Source organism: Luteimonas colneyensis, assembly GCF_014836665.1.
GTDB classification, from domain to species: domain Bacteria; phylum Pseudomonadota; class Gammaproteobacteria; order Xanthomonadales; family Xanthomonadaceae; genus Luteimonas; species Luteimonas colneyensis.
In genome coordinates, this window is record NZ_JACSQJ010000008.1 from 119,066 (window position 1) to 135,943 (window position 16,878).

Sequence of the window (16,878 nt, forward strand, 5' to 3'; positions counted from 1 at the left end):
GGGATCAATGCCTGAAGTGGCGAATGCCGGTGAACACCATGGCGATGTCGTGCTCGTCCGCCGCTGCGATCACCTCGGCGTCGCGCAGCGAACCGCCGGGCTGGATCACCGCGCGGATGCCGGCTTCGCCGGCGGCATCCAGGCCGTCGCGGAAGGGGAAGAAGGCATCCGAGGCCATCACCGAACCCGGCACGACCAGCCCCGCGTCCGCCGCCTTGATGCCGGCGATGCGCGCGGAGTACACGCGGCTCATCTGGCCCGCGCCGACGCCGATGGTCGCGCCGTCCTTCGCGTACACGATCGCGTTCGACTTCACGTACTTGGCCACGCGCCAGGCGAACAGCAGGTCGCGCAGTTCGGCTTCGGTCGGCGCGCGCTTCGACACCTGCTTCAGCTCGCCGGCCGTCATCCCGCGGTTGTCCGACGACTGCAGCAGCAGGCCGGAACCGATGCGCTTGCTGTCGTAGTTGTTCATGCCGTCGCCGTGCGGGATGCGCAGCACGCGCACATTGGCCTTCTTGGCGCAGACCTCGAGCGCCGCGGGCTCGTAGTCCGGGGCGATCAGCACTTCGACGAACTGGCGGTCGAGGATCGCCTTCGCGGTGGCCGCGTCGAGCGTGGTGTTGAAAGCGAGGATGCCGCCGAAGGCCGAGGTCGGGTCGGTCGCGTAGGCGCGCTCGTAGGCTTCGCCGCAGCCGGCGGCGGTGGCCACGCCGCAGGGGTTGGCGTGCTTCACGATCACGCAGGCCGGGGCGTCGAACTGGCGCACGCACTCCCAGGCTGAATCGGCATCGGCCAGGTTGTTGTACGACAGCTCCTTGCCCTGCAGCTGGGCGAATGTGGCCAGCGTCCCGGGCACTGGATACAGGTCGCGGTAGAACGCACCCGACTGGTGCGGGTTCTCGCCATAGCGCAGGTCCATCACCTTCACGAAGGCGGTGCTCATCTGCGCGGGGAACTCGGCGCGCACCGGCACCTCCGCCGTCGCGTCGCCGATCGCCGACAGGTAGTTGCCGATCGCGGCGTCGTACTGCGCCACGCGGTTGAACGCGGCCACCGAGAGCGCGAAGCGGGTCGCGGCCGACAGCGTGCCGTCGTGCGCGTCCAGCTCGGCGACGATGCCGGCGTACTGCGCCGGATCGGTCGCCACCGCCACGCGTGCGAAGTTCTTGGCCGCCGAGCGCAGCATCGCCGGGCCGCCGATGTCGATGTTCTCCACCGCGTCGGCCAGGCTGCAATCCGCCTTCGCCGTCACCGATTCAAAGGGATAGAGGTTCAGCACCAGCAGGTCGATGGCGCCGATGCCGTGCTCGGCCATCACCGCCTCGTCGATGCCGGCGCGGCCAAGCAGGCCCCCGTGCACCACCGGGTGCAGGGTCTTGACCCGGCCGTCCATCATCTCCGGGAAGCCGGTCGCCTCCGACACGTCCCGCACGACCAGGCCGGCCTCGCGCAGGGCGCGGGCGGTGCCACCGGTGGAGAGGAGTTCGACGCCGCGCGCCGCGAGGGCCTGGGCGAGTTCAACCAGGCCGGTCTTGTCGGACACGGACAGCAGGGCCCGGCGCAGGGGCAGGCGATCGGTGGTCATTGCGTGGAGAGGCAGCGGGAGACCCCGCGATTATACGGCCGCGCCCCGGGCGGGACCGGCCGCGCAGGGCTCAGACGATCCCGTAGTCGCGCAGCTTGCGGCGCAGGGTCGCGCGATGGATGCCGAGCATGGCCGCCGCGCGGCTCTGGTTGCCCTCGCAGTGGTTGAGCACTTCCACGAACAGCGGGATCTCCAGCTCGCGCAGCGCGATCCCGTACAGGTTCTCGGCATCGCAGCCGTCCAGGTCGCGGATGTAGCGGCGCACGGCGGTGGCCACGTGCTCGCGCAGCGGCGCCCGTTGCGTGCCGCGCGGCTGCGGCTCGTTGGTGTCGGCGGCGTTCAATCGGACCCCTGGACCTGCTCGCGCCTCGCGCGCGACGGGTATCGAGTCTAGCGCGCCCACCGCATCGCTGCCATTGCGCGCCTCAGCGGAAGTCGAAGGCGAAGCCGACGGCGCCCGGGCCGGGCTCGAGCACGTCCATGCGGATCACCGCGCCCTCGCCGCTGGCGAGCAGCGCGGACGGCGGTTCGGCGCCCAGGTACTCGGCGGGGCGGAATGCGCGGGCGCCAAGCGGGCGGCCGTCGATGTCGGACAGCGTGAGTACCACGTCGGGCCAGGCCTGGGCCCAGGCGGCGTCGTTGCGGAAGCTCGCGGTGATGCGCAGCGCGCCCGGGGTGCCGGGATGCGGGCGCACGTCGCGCTCGAGCAGCACGAAGGCGGCGGGTTCGCGCCAGGGCGGCAGGCTGCAGCGCAGCAGGCTGCAGGCGCCGGCGACGAGCGGACGCCAGCCGGGATCGGCGGCCAGGCGCGCGCGATCGGCCAGCAGCCACTGCAGGCCCAGCAGCAGCGCGAGTCCGGCGATGGCCGTCGGCAGCAGCCAGCGTCGGCCCGCGGGGGCGTCCGGCGCCGATGCGACGCGCGTGCGCGCGAAGCTCGGCGTGGCGCGCCGGGGACGTGGTGCAGGCGTCGGTGCGGACAGCGGCGGCGCAGCCACCGCACCGGTCGTGGATGCAGGTGCAGGTGCAGGTGCAGGGGCGGATGCCGATGCCGATGCCGATGCCGATGCCGGTGCATCGTCCGGGGCGGGCCTGGCGTCGGCGCCGTCCGGCTGGGCAGGCGCGGACTGCGCGGCGTCGACCGCGGGCAGCGCGCCCCTGCCGGCCGACGGATCACGCCCTTCCGGAGCCGCCCCCGGCGCAGACGCCGGTTCCCCAGCGGTGGCCGGCGCCGTGGCGCCCTGCAGGAGGTTGGCGATGGACACGGCGGGCTGCGCCGCGCGATCCCGGGCCGGGTCCGCGGCACCGCCGCCCTCGGTCGCGTCGTCGAGGTTGCCGAAGGCCTCGGCCATGGCCGAGGCCACGCCGCTGCGGGCATCGTCGACGGGTGCCGGCGCGGCGTCCTGCAGCTCGCGCAGCGGTGCGGCGCAGCGCGGGCAGCGCTCCGGCGGCCGGTCGGTGACGGGATCGGTGGCGACCAGTCCCCGGCAGAACGGGCAGTTGACGAACATGGCGGCTATTCAAGCACGCGCCACGCCGACCCGGCAGCCGTCAGCCGCGCCGGATGCCGTCAATGCGAACCCAGTCACCTTCGACCTCGACCCGGAGCCCGTCGAACCACGCGCCGTAGCGCGCCAGCAGCGGCGCCTGCTGGCCATCGAGGATGCCCGACAGCGCCAGTCGCCCGCCGGGCGCCACGCGCGCGGCGATGGTGTCGGCCAGCATGTCGAGCGCCGACGCCAGGATGTTGGCGACCACGATCGGCCAGGTGCCGGCGGGGGCGTCGTCCGGCGCGTGCACGGACAGGCGATCGGCGACGCCGTTGCGCTCCGCGTTGTCGGCGGTGGCCTGCAGCGCCTGCGGGTCGTTGTCGATGCCGGTCGCGTGGGCGGCGCCCAGCTTCAGCGCCGCCAGCGCGAGGATGCCGCTGCCGCAGCCGAAGTCGAGCACGCGCGTGCCGTCGAGCAGGCCCGCGTCGGCCAGGCCGTCGAGCCAGCGCAGGCACAGCGCGGTGGTCGGATGGGTGCCCGAGCCGAAGGCCAGGCCCGGATCGAGGCGGACGACGGCGGCGTCGCTGCCGGCGTCGTCGGGGAGTTCGCGGTTCCAGGGCACGATCCAGGTGCGCTCGCCGAAGCGCAGCGGCACGTACTGGTCCATCCACGCCCGTTCCCAGTCCTGGTCCTCGACGTTGCGGAAGGACACGCGGCCCCAGTCCAGCCCCGGGTCGAAGCTTTCCAGCGCGGCGAGCAGCAGCAGCGCGTCGGCGTCGTGCGCGAACAGCGCGCTCAGGGTGATCGAGGCCCACAGCGGGGTCTCGCCCACGCCGGGCTCCAGGATCGCGTCCTCGTTGCGGGTGCCGGCGTCCGCGTCGAGCATGGTCACCGCCAGCGCGCCGACGTCGTCGAGCGCGTTTTCGTAGCGGGGCTGCTCGGATTCGCTGCAGTGCAGCGTCAGTTCAAGAAAGGGCATCGCGCGTATGGCCGGCCAGGAGGAGGCCTGCATGGTACCGGCCGCGCGCGGAGCCGGCTCGGGTCGCCCCGGGCCGGCCGCGTGGATCAGGAGCCCGGAACCAGCGTGGCCACCTCGTAGGTGTTGCCACGGCGGGACCCGTCGGCGCGGAGCACCGCGGTGCCTGCGACCGGCGCCTTCGTCGAGCGCACCGTGAACGAATACAGCTCGCCCCAGCCCAGCGTGCGGCCGCCGCTGCCCGCCGCGAATTCGACGCTGTCGGCACCGACCGAGAATGCCCAGTCGTTGTCGGCGTCCAGGTCGCCGTCGCGGACCCGGGTCGAGGTGATGCTGCCACCCGACGTGGTCTCGAGTTCGAAGGCGTCGAAGCCCTGCGTCGAGGTGATCCGCAGGTTCGGCGTGTTGCCCGTGGTCTCGGCGAACGCGAATTCGAAGTTCATCAGCGCGTAGTGGTATTCCCAGTCGCCGGTGGGCAGTCGCCTCGCCTTCACCGCCAGCTTGGCGCGGGCGTCGCCGGCGACCAGCTCGGTCATGAGCCGGCGCTCCTTGTCCGGGTTCATGCGCGGGTTGCGCGGGTTGAACGGCGGGGGCGCGGTGCCGAACCAGCGGTCGATGACCGAACCCAGGCGCTCGGCGCTGGAGCCGATGTTCCAGGTGCTGCCGGTCCAGGTCGGTGTCGTCACCCGGCTCGACATCGAGTTGTAGATGTTGATGTCCGAGCGCGCCACGTACCAGGACTCGAACAGGAAGGTGGCGCCCGGGTTGGCGGTCGGCGAGACCTGTGCCTCGTTCACCAGCAGGCGGTAGCTGTAGCTGTCGCCGGGCGAGGTGTTCTGCACGCCGTTGCAGTCCGGATCGAACACCGAGCCGCAGCGACCCCACAGGCCGGAGGCCGGCAGGATCTCGTCGCGCGACGTCATGCCCTGGGTGTAGTCGTTGTTGCCCACCGAGTAGGTATCGGTGCAGCCGCGACCGAGCGCATGGCCGTGGTGGTCGTTGCTGTCCAGGCAGCTGCCGTTGGTGGTCAGGTAGGCGTGCTTCACGCCGGAGCGCCCGATCTGCTCGAGGCTGCCGTCCGGATTGTTCCGGTACATGTTCCAGATCAGGTAGGGATGCTGGTCGTTGTTGTACGGCGGCGAAGGCGAGGTGAACTTCTGGTACCACGGAATGGTGGCCGTCCACCGCGCCGTGCTGGTGCCGAGCGGGTCGCCGGGCACGGTCGCGCTGATATTGCCCTCGTTGACGTTGTTCTTCAGCGTCGCCGACGGCGTGATCACCATCGTGCCGCTGCCGCTGTTGCCCGTGCAGCCCTGGCAGCGCGAGAACTGCGTGAACGTGCTGAACATGAAGATGTCGTTCTCGTAGATGCCGCCATTGGGCGCCGCGTCCCCGTGCCAGGTGATCTGGTTGGACTGCGGCTGCAGGTCGCCGCTGCCGCGCACCTGCACCGGTGCATCGAGCTGCAGCTCGGCGATCGCCATGCCGGCCGCGTGCGGCGCGCCCAGGCGGCGTGCCAGGCGTTCACTGATGCGGATGTCGGAGGAACCGATGGTCAGCGACGGCGGGTCGTCGAGCAGCTCGTGCATGACGTGGTCGACGTGGAACCACACCACGCCCTGCGCGTCGACGAGGTCGAACTCCGGCTCCATGCCGGGCTTCACCGCGCGCGGGACCATGCGGAACCCGTCGAGGTCGATGCTGCCGTCCTTGAGCTGGATCACGTAGCCGCCGCGGGCCTGCAGCGCGCCGCCGGCCATTTCGCGGGCGTAGCCGTTGGTCACCAGGAACCGCAGCTGCCGGCTGTCCTGGAGGGAGAAGCGCTCCGAGCCGTCCGCAGCGCGCTGGCCGTGGACCGAGCCGGGTGCGATGCGCATGCCGAGGTCGCCGGCGAGGTCGCGGTTCCAGCGGATGCCGATGTCGCCGCCGCCGACGCTCCATGGCCGTTCAGCGCCGGCCGTGGTCGCGCCCTTGGGCGCCGGGGCCGCGGTGCGCGGCTGTGCGAAGCTGATCCCGGCCGCAGCCGTGACGAGAAGGCCGCCCACTACGACGGTCGCGAGCCTGTTCCTGCGATAACGCATCGATCCTCTCTCCCATGGTCGTTGGTGCCGGCCCCCGTGCCCGGCGAGTCCCGAGCATATGCGAGTGCCGGGCGGCGACCATGGTGCGTTGCCGCATGGTTGCCGCCGACGGGAGCGGGCGGCAGGCCCGTCAGAGGAGCGAGAGCGACTTCTCCTTGCGCTCGGCCAGGCGCTTCTCCAGGTAGTGGATGTTGCGCCCGCCTTCCTCGAAGCCGGTATCCGCGAGGATGCGCTGCTGCAGCGGGATGTTGGTGCGGATGCCGTCGATCACCATCTCGCTCAGGGCCACCCGCATGCGGCAGATCGCCTGTTCGCGGTCGGCGCCGTGGACGATCAGCTTGCCGATCATCGAGTCGTAGTTGGCCGGCACGGTGTAGCCCTCGTAGACGTGGCTGTCCACGCGCACGCCCGGCCCGCCCGGGGCGTGGAAGTGCTGGATGCGGCCGGGGCAGGGCAGGAAGCTGTCCGGGTCCTCGGCGTTGATGCGGCATTCGATGGCGTGGCCGCGCAGCACCACGTCCTCCTGGCGGATCGACAGCGGGCGCCCGGCGGCGATCATCAGCTGCTCGCGGATCAGGTCGATGCCCGTGACCATCTCGGTGACCGGGTGCTCGACCTGGATGCGGGTGTTCATCTCGATGAAGTAGAAGCGTCCGTCCTCGAACAGGAACTCGAAGGTGCCGGCGCCGCGGTAGCCGATGCGCAGGCAGGCCTCGACGCAGACCCGGCCGATCTCCTCGCGCATTTCCGGGGTGATGCCCGGGGCCGGCGCTTCCTCGACCACCTTCTGGTGGCGGCGCTGCATCGAGCAGTCGCGCTCGCCGAGGTGGATGGCATGGCCCTGGCCGTCGGCCAGCACCTGGATCTCGATGTGGCGCGGGTTCTCGAGGAACTTCTCCATGTAGACCATGTCGTTGCCGAAGGCCGCCTTGGCCTCCTGCTTGGTGGTCGCGATGGCGTTGACCAGCGCGGCCTCGGTCTGGACCACGCGCATGCCGCGGCCGCCGCCGCCGCCCGACGCCTTCACGATCACCGGATAGCCGATCTCGCGGGCGATGCGCACGTTCTCCGCCGGGTCGTCGCCCAGCGGGCCGCCGCTGCCGGGCACGCAGGGCACGCCGGCCTCCTTCATCGCGCGGATGGCCTCGACCTTGTCGCCCATCATGCGGATGGTGTCGGCCTTGGGGCCGATGAAGACGAAGCCCGACTGCTCCACGCGCTCGGCGAAGTCCGCGTTCTCGGCCAGGAAGCCGTAGCCCGGGTGGATCGCCTGGGCGTCGGTGACCTCGGCCGCGGCGATGATGCTGGCCATGTCGAGGTAGCTCTGCGGCGACGGCGCCGGGCCAATGCAGACCGACTCGTCGGCCATGGCCACGTGCTTGAGGTTGCGGTCGACGGTGGAGTGCACCGCCACCGTGCGGATGCCCAGCGCGTGGCAGGCGCGGAGGATGCGCAGCGCGATCTCGCCGCGGTTGGCGATGACGACCTTGTCGAGCATGCCGGCCGCCTCAGCCGATCACGAACAGCGGCTGGTCGAACTCGACCGGCTGCCCGCTCTCGCCGACGATCGCCAGTACGGTGCCGCCGACGTCGGCTTCGATCGGGTTGAACATCTTCATGGCCTCGACGATCGCCAGCGTGTCGCCGGCGTTGACGGCCTGGCCCACGGTGACGAAGGGCGGCTTGTCCGGTGCCGGCGACGCGTAGAACGTGCCGACCATGGGCGAGCGCACGACGTGGCCGTCGGGCAGCGAGGGGCCGGTCGGCTCCGCGGGGCGCGCGCCACCGGTGGCGGCCTGCACCGGCGACTGCATCGGCATCACCGGCTCGGCGGCGGCCGCGTAATGCGGCGCCGCCTGGGCGGGGGCGTAGGCGCCACGCGGCGTGCGCGCGAGGCGGACGGACTCCTCGCCTTCCTTGATCTCGATCTCGGCGAGGTTGGAGTCCTCGAGCAGGTCGATCAGCTTCTTGATTTTTCTCAGGTCCATGCGGGCCTCTCGGGTCGGGCCGGGCGCGTGCGCCGGCGAAGGAAACGGGACGGGGTCAGGACGCCGGCGCGAGGCGGGCCAGCGCGGCGTCCAGGGCAAGGGAATAGCTGGCGGCGCCGAAGCCCGCGACGATGCCGGCGGCCAGGTCGCTGAAATAGCTCTGCCGGCGGAAGGGCTCGCGGGCGTGCGGGTTGGACAGGTGCACCTCGATGAAGGGAATCGCGACCGCGGCCAGGGCGTCGCGCAGGGCCACCGAGGTGTGGGTGAATGCGGCCGGGTTGAACAGGATGAAGCGGGTGCCGTCGCTGGCCGCGGCCTGGATCCGGTCGACCAGGACGTGCTCGGCGTTGGACTGCAGGCTTTCGAAGGCCAGGCCCGCGGCCCCGGTCCGCGCGCGCAGCGCGGCGTCGATCGAGGCCAGGGTGTCGCGGCCGTAGATCTCCGGCTCGCGGCTGCCGAGCAGGTTGAGGTTGGGGCCGTGGAGGACGAGGATCCGGTCCATTCGAAGCGGCATGCACGCCTGCGGAAAAACGGCGGCCAGTCTGCGCCAAGCGGCCGATGCTGTCCAGATCGCCGAAGTTTTGCGACAAAGCGCTGTTTTAAGCGATTGTTTGAATCACTCTTCGAGGTGCGCCCAGTCGTCGAGTTCGCCGTGCGCGAAGGGGCCGATCCGCTGCTTCAGCAGGCGGCCGTCGGCCGAGACCAGGGCCGTGTAGGGCAGCACGCCGCGGGGATTGCCGAGCTGGACGCCGGCATCGCGCGGTCCGGGCGCGTCGATCAGGATCGGATAGCGCACCGGGATGCGCTGCAGGAAGTCCGCGACCGCGGCCGGGTCGTCGAGCGCGATGCCCACCACCTGGATGCCGTTGTCGCCCTGTTCGGCGGCGTAGCGGTCGAGCTCCGGCATTTCCTCGATGCATGGGCCGCACCAGCTGGCCCAGAGGTTGACCACCAGCGGCCGGCCGTCGAAGTCTCCCGGCAGGGTGCGCGGTACGCCCTCGAGATCGGGCAGGGTGACCGTCGGGACCGGGCCGCCGCGCTTCGCCACCGCCAGGCCTTCCGGTGCGGGCGGCGCCACCGCCTCCATCGCCTGCTGCACCGCGCGCTGCCCCAGCTCGGTGCGCAGCAGCGGGCCCGGTCCGTTCACGGCCAGCCCCGCGACCACGCCCAGCACGCCCGCGACCAGGGCCACCAGCAGGATGCCGCGCGTGCCCATCAGCGCGCCGCCCGCTCGAGCGCGGCGACCGCGGTGTCGCGGTCGAGCACCGCCGGCAGCACCTCGCCCTCGCCGCCGCCGCGCGGGTAGACGACGTAGAGCGGCACGCCGACCGCCCGGTGGTGTTCGAGGAACGCGCTGATCTCCGGATCGACGTTGGTCCAGTCGCCGACCATGTAGGTGGCGCCGGTGCGCGCGAGCGCGGCGCGGAAGGCCTCGCTCGACAGGGTGGTGCGCTCGTTGGCCTTGCAGGTGACACACCAGTCGGCGGTCATGTTGACGAAGACCGGCGTGCCCGCGGCGCGCAGCGCCTGCAGCCCGTCGGCCGAATAGGGCACGCTGCCGCCCTCGGCGGCGATCGCGGTGGCCGCCCGCGCCGGCAGCCGGCCCACCAGCCAGGCCGAGGACAGTGCGACGGCCAGCAGCGCGACCGCCGGCAGCCGCTGCAGCCAGCCGCCGCGCATGCGCGCGCGCTCCAGCCACCACAGGGCGAGTGCCATCACCGCCGCGCCCGCGGCCACCAGGGCCATCGCGTCGACGCCGCGCTGGCGGCCCAGGACCCAGGCCAGCCAGATCGCGGTCAGGTACATCGGGAAGGCCAGCACCTGCTTCAGCGTGTCCATCCACGCACCGGGCCGCGGCAGCCGGTCGGCCAGCGCCGGCACGAAGCCGACCAGCAGGAAGGGCAGGGCCAGGCCGAGGCCCAGCGCCAGGAATACCAGCACGGCCACCGCGGCCGGCGCGGTGAAGGCGTACGCCAGCGCGCCGCCCATGAAGGGCGCGATGCAGGGGCTGGCCACGACGCAGGCCAGCACCCCGGTGAAGAAGTCGCCGACCGGGCCGGTGCGCGCGGCGAGTCCCTGGCCGAGGTTGGCGCTGCCGCCGATGCTGAACACGCCCGACAGGCTGAGCCCGACCGCGGTCATCAGCAGCGCCATCGCGGCGACGAAGCCCGGCTGCTGCAGCTGGAAGCCCCAGCCCATGGCCTGGCCGGCCGCGCGCAGCCCCAGTACCGCAAGGCCGACCACGGCGAATGCGGTGAGCACGCCCGCCGTGTACCAGAGCGCGTGGCGGCGCGCCCGGGCGCGGTCGCCGCCGCCCTGGGCCAGGCCGAGCACCTTCAGCGACAGGATCGGCAGCACGCAGGGCATGACGTTGAGCAGGACGCCGCCGGCCAGCGCCAGCAGCAGGGCGAGCGCGAGGCCGCCGCGGCCGTCGGCGGGCGGGGTGCTGCGCGCGGCGTTGTCGGCGGTGGCGTCGGCGCCGGCGTCGCCCGGGGACGTGCCGGCGTCGGGCGCGGTGGCGCCACCAGTGGCCGCGGTCTTCCGGGTGTCGTCAGTGCCGGCCGGGGCATCCGCCGGGCCCGCGGCGTCTCGCGGAGCCGCCGCGACCGACGTCGCGGCATCCCGGGCCGGATCGGGCGTCGGAGTCCCGGTGCCGGGCGCGGGCGGTGCGCCCGTCGCGGTGGCCGGGGCCGGGGCCGGCGCCGTCACCGTGCCCGCCGGCAGCGACAGGCGGACCTTGCGCGTCATCGGCGGGTAGCAGATGCCGTTGGCCTGGCAGCCCTGGAAGGTGGCGGTAAGGGTCGCCTGGCGCGGCTCGGCGTGGCTGCGCACCAGCGGCAGCGGCAGGTCGAGCTGGTCGAAGTAGACGACCGTGTCGCCGAAATACTCGTCGCGGTGCTGCACGCCGCGCGGCCAGCGTGGCGTGCCGGCGCGGATGCCGTCGGCGTCCAGCTGGAAGCGGCTCTGGTCGCGGTAGATGTAATAGCCCTTGGCCGGCGTGAGGCGCACCAGGATCGCGTCGCCACCGTCGGCGATGGCCTCGAAGGTGAAGGCCTGGTCCTCCGGCAGCGGCATCGCGCCGGTGGCGCCGGTGGCGCCGGGAAGGGCGAGCGGCCGCGGGCCGACGCCCAGCGACTGGCCGAGCGCGGAGAAGCCGGCATCGGGCTGGCTGCCGCCGGCGGTATTCCGCGCGGCCGCCGCCGGCAGCGCCACCGTGATCGTGCGGGTCTGCGGTGGATAGCAGATGCCGATGTCGGCGCAGCCCTGGTAGCGCACCTTGAGCTGCGTGCGGGGTCCCGCGGCGGCACCGGGCAGCAGCGCCCGGACGCGTCCGCGGTAGGTCTCGACCTCGCCGAAGAATTCGTCGGTGTGACGCTTGCCGGCCGGCAGCTGCAGGCCGCCGGGTGCGGCGCGGAAGCCGCCGTCCAGGGCCTCCGCGCCCATCCGGTGGCGATACAGGTAGTAGCCGTCGGCGATCGCCCAGTCGAGCTGGATGCCGTCCACCCCGGTGGCCTCGGCCCGCAGCACGAAGGCCTCGTCCACCGGCAGCAGGTCGTCCATGTCGACGGCGAAGGCCGCAGGCGATGCCAGCAGCACGGCGGCGATCGCGGACAGGCCGGCCAGGCGGATGAGGAAGGTGCCGCGACGGACGATGGACTGCAGGTTCAAGGCGATGCGATGCCGGGCAGGGGGCCACCTAGGGTAGCCGAGCGGGTCGGTGCGGCGCCGATGTGGCCGGTGGACGCATCGTTGCGCCGGAACGGAAAAGGGCGCCGGTCTCCCGGCGCCCTCCCCTGGTCACGGCCTGGCGCGGTCAGCGCAGGCGGCTGGTCCGGCTGACCGTGGTGGCCGCCGGCTTCGGCGCGGGCGCCGCCACGCGCTCGCTCAGGTCCCGCAGTCGCGGGTTGCGCGGCGGGTTGGGCTCCGGCGTCGCCAGTTCGCAGGTCGCCGGCGAGGTCGAGGTGAACAGCGCCACGCTGCCCCATTCCGGGCGGTCGATGAACGGGTTGCGGTTGCCCTGGTGGGCGAAGATCACCTCGTTGCGCGCGCGCTCGGCGTCATCCGGCGGATCGGCCAGGTGCCACTCGATCAGCGTGGACAGCAGGCCCATGTAGGCCGGCGCGGACAGCGAGCTGGTGCCGACGATCAGACTGCGGTTGTCGGTGAGCTCCAGGTCGGGTTCCCGCTGGCCCGTGGTCGGGTGCTGGCCACCCTCGTAGCGGATCGCCATGTACATCACCGCGCGGGCCATGTCGCCCTTGCGTGCGCCCCAGACCTCGAACGAGCCCAGGTTGCCGTTGCTGCCCTGCACCCAGTTCGAGTTGCCCGGGTACACGCCGGTGCCGCCGCCGCGGCCGTTGTTGGCCTCGGTCGGGCGCTCGGCGCAGCCCGCGCCGCAGTTGGCGAAGGGCATGTTGCCGCGGTTGGAGTTGTAGCCCTCGTCGCTCAGGTAGAGCATGTGGGTGTCGGTGTAGGGCGCGTTCGGCAGGCCGTCCTGGCTGTTGCTCGGGAAGCCCAGCGAGTTCGGCCAGGTGTGCTCGCGGTTGTACTTGTTGCTGCCGCCACTGCCGGCGCGGTCCTGGCCCTTGGTGTAGCTGCGGTTGCGGTAGACGTCGAGGATCTTGCCGGCGTCGTTCGGATCCTCGTCGGCGATCTCGAGGATGGTCCAGGTGTTGGTGCCGCTGCCGCTGTACGGATAGGCGACGTGGCCGCGGATGGTCTCGTGCAGCGAGCAGCGCAGCTGGCCGGCGCTCGAGGTGTTCACCCGGCCGTAGTAGCCGCCGCTGCCGGTGCCGCTGTCGGCGGACTTCACGCGGAACGCGACGGTGGTGTCGGATTCGGGCGCGGCCTCGTCGAGGTCGGCGACCAGGCTGGCATCGATGTGCAGCGAGCAGGCCTGGCCCGGAACCAGCGGACGCGACGGGGTCAGGGTGAAGCTCGTGGCCTGGCCGACGTGGTCGAGCGGCGTGGTGCGGCGGCGGCCAACGCCGTCGCAGCTGAGGCTGAAGGCGCCCGGCTGCACGACCACCGGCTCGCTGAAGGTGACGGTCAGGTCGGCCGCGTACGGGAAGTCGCTCGAGCCCTCGGCGGGGAAGGTCTCGACCACGCGCGGCGCGGCGTTGCCGGCTTCGCCGAAGGACTGGCCGTTGTTGCAGGTGCCGAAGGTCTGGGTGGCCGAGTCGGCCCACGAGAAGTCCGCGGCGACGTTGCCGGTGCCGGTGAGCTGCAGCGAGGTGCCGACCGGCGCCGTGTTGGCCTCGGCGACGCCGATGTCGACGCTGGTCATCCCGGCCGCCGGGCCGTTGCTCGCGGTGAACGTGCCCTCGTAGCTCAGGAACTGCAGCACGTTGCCCTGCGGGTCGACCAGCGCGACGCCGTCGGGCGAGCCGTTCTGCAGGCCGTCCAGCGGATAGTTGACGGTCGCGAAGCGGACCTGTCCGCCGCACGTCGCCAGGGTGCCGGCCGCCAGGGTGTCGGTGCCGTAGCTGGCGCCGCCGTTTCCGTTGTAGCGGACCAGCTGGTAGCCGGCCAGGCTTTCCCCGGCGCTGCCCACGACTTCGATCGCCTCGCCCGCGTCGGTGCCGGCGTTGTCGTAGTGGATCTCGTTGATGAAGACTTCGGCCTGGGCCGGGAACGTGGCCGCGACCGCAAGTGCGACCGCACAGAACAGAGTGGAACGCTTGCCGCGCATTCGGTGGTTCTCCCCATGGTGGACCGCGCAATCTACCCCTGCTTCATGACGGTTGTCGCGCAGGGACACACTTTTCCGCGTGCCTGCACGCCGGCGCGACGCGCGAGCCGTATTCTTGCCGATTGCCCCCTCCGTATTCATCCCAGGCCCCCCCCATGCATGTTTCCCACCGCTCCGCGCTGCGCGCAGGGATGGCGGCGCTGGTGCTGGCGTCGGCGCCGCTGGCGGCTTCGGCCGGCAGCGACATCGAGCTGGCGATCGGCGCCTCCACCACCACCGACCGTGAGTTCACCCGCACGGGTTCGATCGCCTGGGTGCCGGCGCTGCGCCAGCTCGACAACGCCGTGCTGCGCGCCCAGACCGGCCTGATCTACGTTGACGGACGCCGCCCCGTCGCCGACCGGGACCTGGAGGACGATGTCTGGGTCGGCTACGTCGGCCTGCGCTACGAGCGCACCGACAACGGCCTGGCGCTGGGTGCCGCGATCGGTGCCCAGTCGGGCGAGACCGACGCGCTCTCCGGCGATCCGCAGTTCATCACCTCGGTGGGCTGGCGCTGGGACCGGTTCTCGCTGTCCATCCGGCACATCTCCAACGCCAGCCTGCACAGCCCCAACGACGGCGAGACCGCACTGGTCGGCGCCTGGCGCTTCTGATCGGCCGCCGCCCCGCGCGCGCCGGCCCACGGGGCGGCCCGCAGGGGCGCGACATGATTTCTCCCGCGCCCCCTTGAACCGCGTCGGCGGCCCCCCATCTTGCGGGCATCCCGGCGCTGCCGGGTTTTCGCGGCGCGTCCTCTGGCACTCGGCCCTGTCGACTGCCAGAATGCGCGACCGATTGACCGTCGACCCCGTAAATTCAATCACTTGTGAGGATCGCAATGAACCTGAAGCCGCTCTACGACCGCGTGGTCGTCAAGCCGATCGAAGCCGAGCAGATGTCCGCCGGCGGCATCGTCATCCCCGACAACGCCAAGGAAAAGCCCACCCAGGGCGAGGTCGTGGCCGTGGGCGAGGGCAAGGCCCTGGACAACGGCAGCCTGCGCGCGCCGAAGGTCAAGGTTGGCGACAAGGTCATCTACGGCCAGTACTCGGGCTCGGCCTACAAGCACGAAGGCACCGAATACAAGATCGTGCGCGAGGACGACATCCTCGCCATCGTCGGCTGAGCGCACCGAAGCGCATCGCAATCCTGGCTTCAATCCAGCATTCCAACTGATCCAATTCAGAGGTAACTGACATGTCCGCGAAGGAAATCCGCTTCGGTGAGGACGCGCGCGCCAAGATGGTGCGTGGCGTCAACGTGCTCGCCAACGCCGTCAAGGCGACCCTGGGCCCGAAGGGCCGCAACGTCGTGCTCGACAAGAGCTTCGGCTCGCCCACGATCACCAAGGACGGCGTGTCCGTCGCCAAGGAGATCGAGCTGGCCGACAAGTTCGAGAACATGGGCGCGCAGATGGTGAAGGAAGTCGCCTCGCGCACCTCCGACAACGCCGGCGACGGCACCACCACCGCGACCGTGCTGGCCCAGGCCTTCATCCGCGAGGGCATGAAGGCGGTCGCCGCCGGCATGAACCCGATGGACCTCAAGCGCGGCATCGACCAGGCCGTGACCGCGGCCGTGGCCGAGCTGAAGACCATCAGCAAGCCGTCGTCGACCTCGAAGGAAATCGCCCAGGTCGGCACCATCTCCGCCAACTCCGACGCCAACATCGGCGACCTGATCGCCCAGGCGATGGACAAGGTCGGCAAGGAAGGCGTGATCACCGTCGAAGAGGGCTCGGGCCTCGAGAACGAGCTCGACGTGGTCGAAGGCATGCAGTTCGACCGCGGCTACCTGTCGCCGTATTTCATCAACAACCAGCAGTCGATGTCGGCCGAGCTGGATGATCCCTTCATCCTGCTGCACGACAAGAAGATCTCGAACGTCCGCGACCTGCTGCCCGTCCTCGAGGGCGTGGCCAAGGCCGGCAAGCCGCTGCTGATCATCGCCGAGGAAGTCGAGGGCGAGGCCCTGGCGACCCTGGTGGTGAACACCATCCGCGGCATCGTCAAGGTCTGCGCCGTCAAGGCCCCGGGCTTCGGCGACCGCCGCAAGGCGATGCTGGAGGACATGGCGATCCTCACCGGCGGCACCGTGATCTCCGAGGAAGTCGGCCTCTCGCTCGAGAAGGCGACCATCAACGACCTCGGCCGCGCCAAGAAGGTGCAGGTCTCGAAGGAGAACACCACCATCATCGACGGCGCCGGCGAGACCAGTGGCATCGAAGGCCGCATCAAGCAGATCAAGGCGCAGATCGAGGAGACCTCCTCCGACTACGACCGCGAGAAGCTGCAGGAGCGCGTGGCCAAGCTGGCCGGCGGCGTGGCCGTGATCAAGGTCGGTGCCTCGACCGAGATCGAGATGAAGGAAAAGAAGGCCCGCGTCGAAGACGCCCTGCACGCCACGCGTGCGGCGGTGGAAGAGGGCGTGGTCCCGGGCGGCGGCGTCGCCCTGCTGCGCGCCAAGGCCGCGGTCGAGAGCCTGAAGGGTGCCAACGAAGACCAGAACCACGGCATCCAGATCGCCCTGCGCGCGATGGAAGCCCCGCTGCGCGAGATCGTGACCAACGCCGGCGAAGAGCCCTCCGTGATCGTCAACAAGGTCAAGGACGGTTCGGGCAACTTCGGCTACAACGCCGCCAACGGCGAGTTCGGCGACATGATCGAGTTCGGCATCCTGGACCCGACCAAGGTGACCCGCACCGCGCTGCAGAACGCGGCGTCGATCGCCGGCCTGATGATCACCACCGAGGCGATGGTGGCGGAGCTGCCGAAGAAGGAAGAGCCGGCGATGCCGGGCGGTGGCGACATGGGCGGCATGGGTGGCATGGGCTTCTGATCCACGCCCCAAGCTGCTGTACCGCGACACCAGGAGGACCCCGCCACGGCGGGGTCCTTTTTTTTGTTCTTCTCCCAAGTGAAGGGAATGTTCGCGTTGTTGTTTTCGGGCTGCGGCGGCCCGGCGCGGACGCAGGGGGGATGCCCAGCCGGAATCTGCGCTGTCCTGCTCCCACTTCCGGCCGCC

14 protein-coding genes are annotated in these 16,878 nt (G+C 71.4%); 3 read left to right on the forward strand and 11 right to left on the reverse strand.

Annotation, left to right across the window (positions count from 1 at the left end; genetic code table 11):
- Positions 1-4: 4 nt before the first annotated feature.
- The 11 genes from purH to H9645_RS12990 form a co-directional block, all read right to left on the reverse strand.
- A complete protein-coding gene (gene purH, locus H9645_RS12940) occupies positions 5-1,588 on the reverse strand; it encodes a bifunctional phosphoribosylaminoimidazolecarboxamide formyltransferase/IMP cyclohydrolase (RefSeq protein WP_191730087.1) in 1,584 nt (527 codons plus the stop codon).
- A gap of 70 nt (positions 1,589-1,658) precedes the next feature.
- Positions 1,659-1,931: a DNA-binding transcriptional regulator Fis gene (gene fis / locus H9645_RS12945; protein ID WP_191730088.1), complete on the reverse strand. Its 273-nt coding sequence runs from the start codon at positions 1,929-1,931 to the stop codon at positions 1,659-1,661.
- An 82-nt stretch (positions 1,932-2,013) separates the two neighbouring features.
- Complete coding sequence (locus H9645_RS12950; RefSeq protein WP_225218250.1) at positions 2,014-3,096, reverse strand: DUF3426 domain-containing protein; 1,083 nt, start codon at positions 3,094-3,096, stop codon at positions 2,014-2,016.
- Between the two features lie 40 nt (positions 3,097-3,136).
- Complete coding sequence (gene prmA / locus H9645_RS12955) at positions 3,137-4,054, reverse strand: 50S ribosomal protein L11 methyltransferase (RefSeq protein WP_191730089.1); 918 nt, start codon at positions 4,052-4,054, stop codon at positions 3,137-3,139.
- Between the two features lie 86 nt (positions 4,055-4,140).
- The gene (locus tag H9645_RS12960; RefSeq protein ID WP_191730090.1) at positions 4,141-6,132 is read right to left on the reverse strand and encodes a hypothetical protein; all 1,992 of its coding nucleotides are present in this window, start codon (positions 6,130-6,132) and stop codon (positions 4,141-4,143) included.
- A gap of 130 nt (positions 6,133-6,262) precedes the next feature.
- Positions 6,263-7,630: an acetyl-CoA carboxylase biotin carboxylase subunit gene (gene accC, locus H9645_RS12965; RefSeq protein WP_191730091.1), complete on the reverse strand. Its 1,368-nt coding sequence runs from the start codon at positions 7,628-7,630 to the stop codon at positions 6,263-6,265.
- Between the two features lie 10 nt (positions 7,631-7,640).
- Positions 7,641-8,120, reverse strand: coding sequence for an acetyl-CoA carboxylase biotin carboxyl carrier protein (accB, locus tag H9645_RS12970; protein ID WP_191730092.1), 480 nt, complete (start codon positions 8,118-8,120; stop codon positions 7,641-7,643).
- 55 nt (positions 8,121-8,175) lie between these two features.
- Positions 8,176-8,622, reverse strand: a complete 447-nt coding sequence (aroQ, locus tag H9645_RS12975) for a type II 3-dehydroquinate dehydratase (protein ID WP_191730113.1) — start codon at positions 8,620-8,622, stop codon at positions 8,176-8,178.
- Between the two features lie 114 nt (positions 8,623-8,736).
- The gene (locus H9645_RS12980; RefSeq protein ID WP_191730093.1) at positions 8,737-9,336 is read right to left on the reverse strand and encodes a TlpA family protein disulfide reductase; all 600 of its coding nucleotides are present in this window, start codon (positions 9,334-9,336) and stop codon (positions 8,737-8,739) included.
- Entirely contained in the window at positions 9,336-11,789 is a 2,454-nt protein-coding gene (locus H9645_RS12985) for a protein-disulfide reductase DsbD family protein (protein ID WP_425490250.1), read from the reverse strand. Before H9645_RS12985 ends, H9645_RS12980 begins: the two co-directional genes overlap by 1 nt.
- A 145-nt stretch (positions 11,790-11,934) precedes the next feature.
- Complete coding sequence (locus H9645_RS12990) at positions 11,935-13,812, reverse strand: endonuclease (protein ID WP_191730094.1); 1,878 nt, start codon at positions 13,810-13,812, stop codon at positions 11,935-11,937.
- Between the two features lie 155 nt (positions 13,813-13,967).
- Between H9645_RS12990 and H9645_RS14255 the strand changes: the two genes are divergently transcribed.
- The 3 genes from H9645_RS14255 to groL all read left to right on the forward strand — a co-directional run bounded on the left by H9645_RS14255 (position 13,968) and on the right by groL (position 16,692).
- A complete protein-coding gene (locus H9645_RS14255; RefSeq protein WP_225218251.1) occupies positions 13,968-14,468 on the forward strand; it encodes a porin family protein in 501 nt (166 codons plus the stop codon).
- Between the two features lie 224 nt (positions 14,469-14,692).
- Entirely contained in the window at positions 14,693-14,980 is a 288-nt protein-coding gene (gene groES / locus H9645_RS13000; RefSeq protein WP_132998933.1) for a co-chaperone GroES, read from the forward strand.
- A 71-nt stretch (positions 14,981-15,051) separates the two neighbouring features.
- Entirely contained in the window at positions 15,052-16,692 is a 1,641-nt protein-coding gene (gene groL, locus H9645_RS13005; protein WP_191730095.1) for a chaperonin GroEL, read from the forward strand.
- Positions 16,693-16,878: the final 186 nt, after the last annotated feature.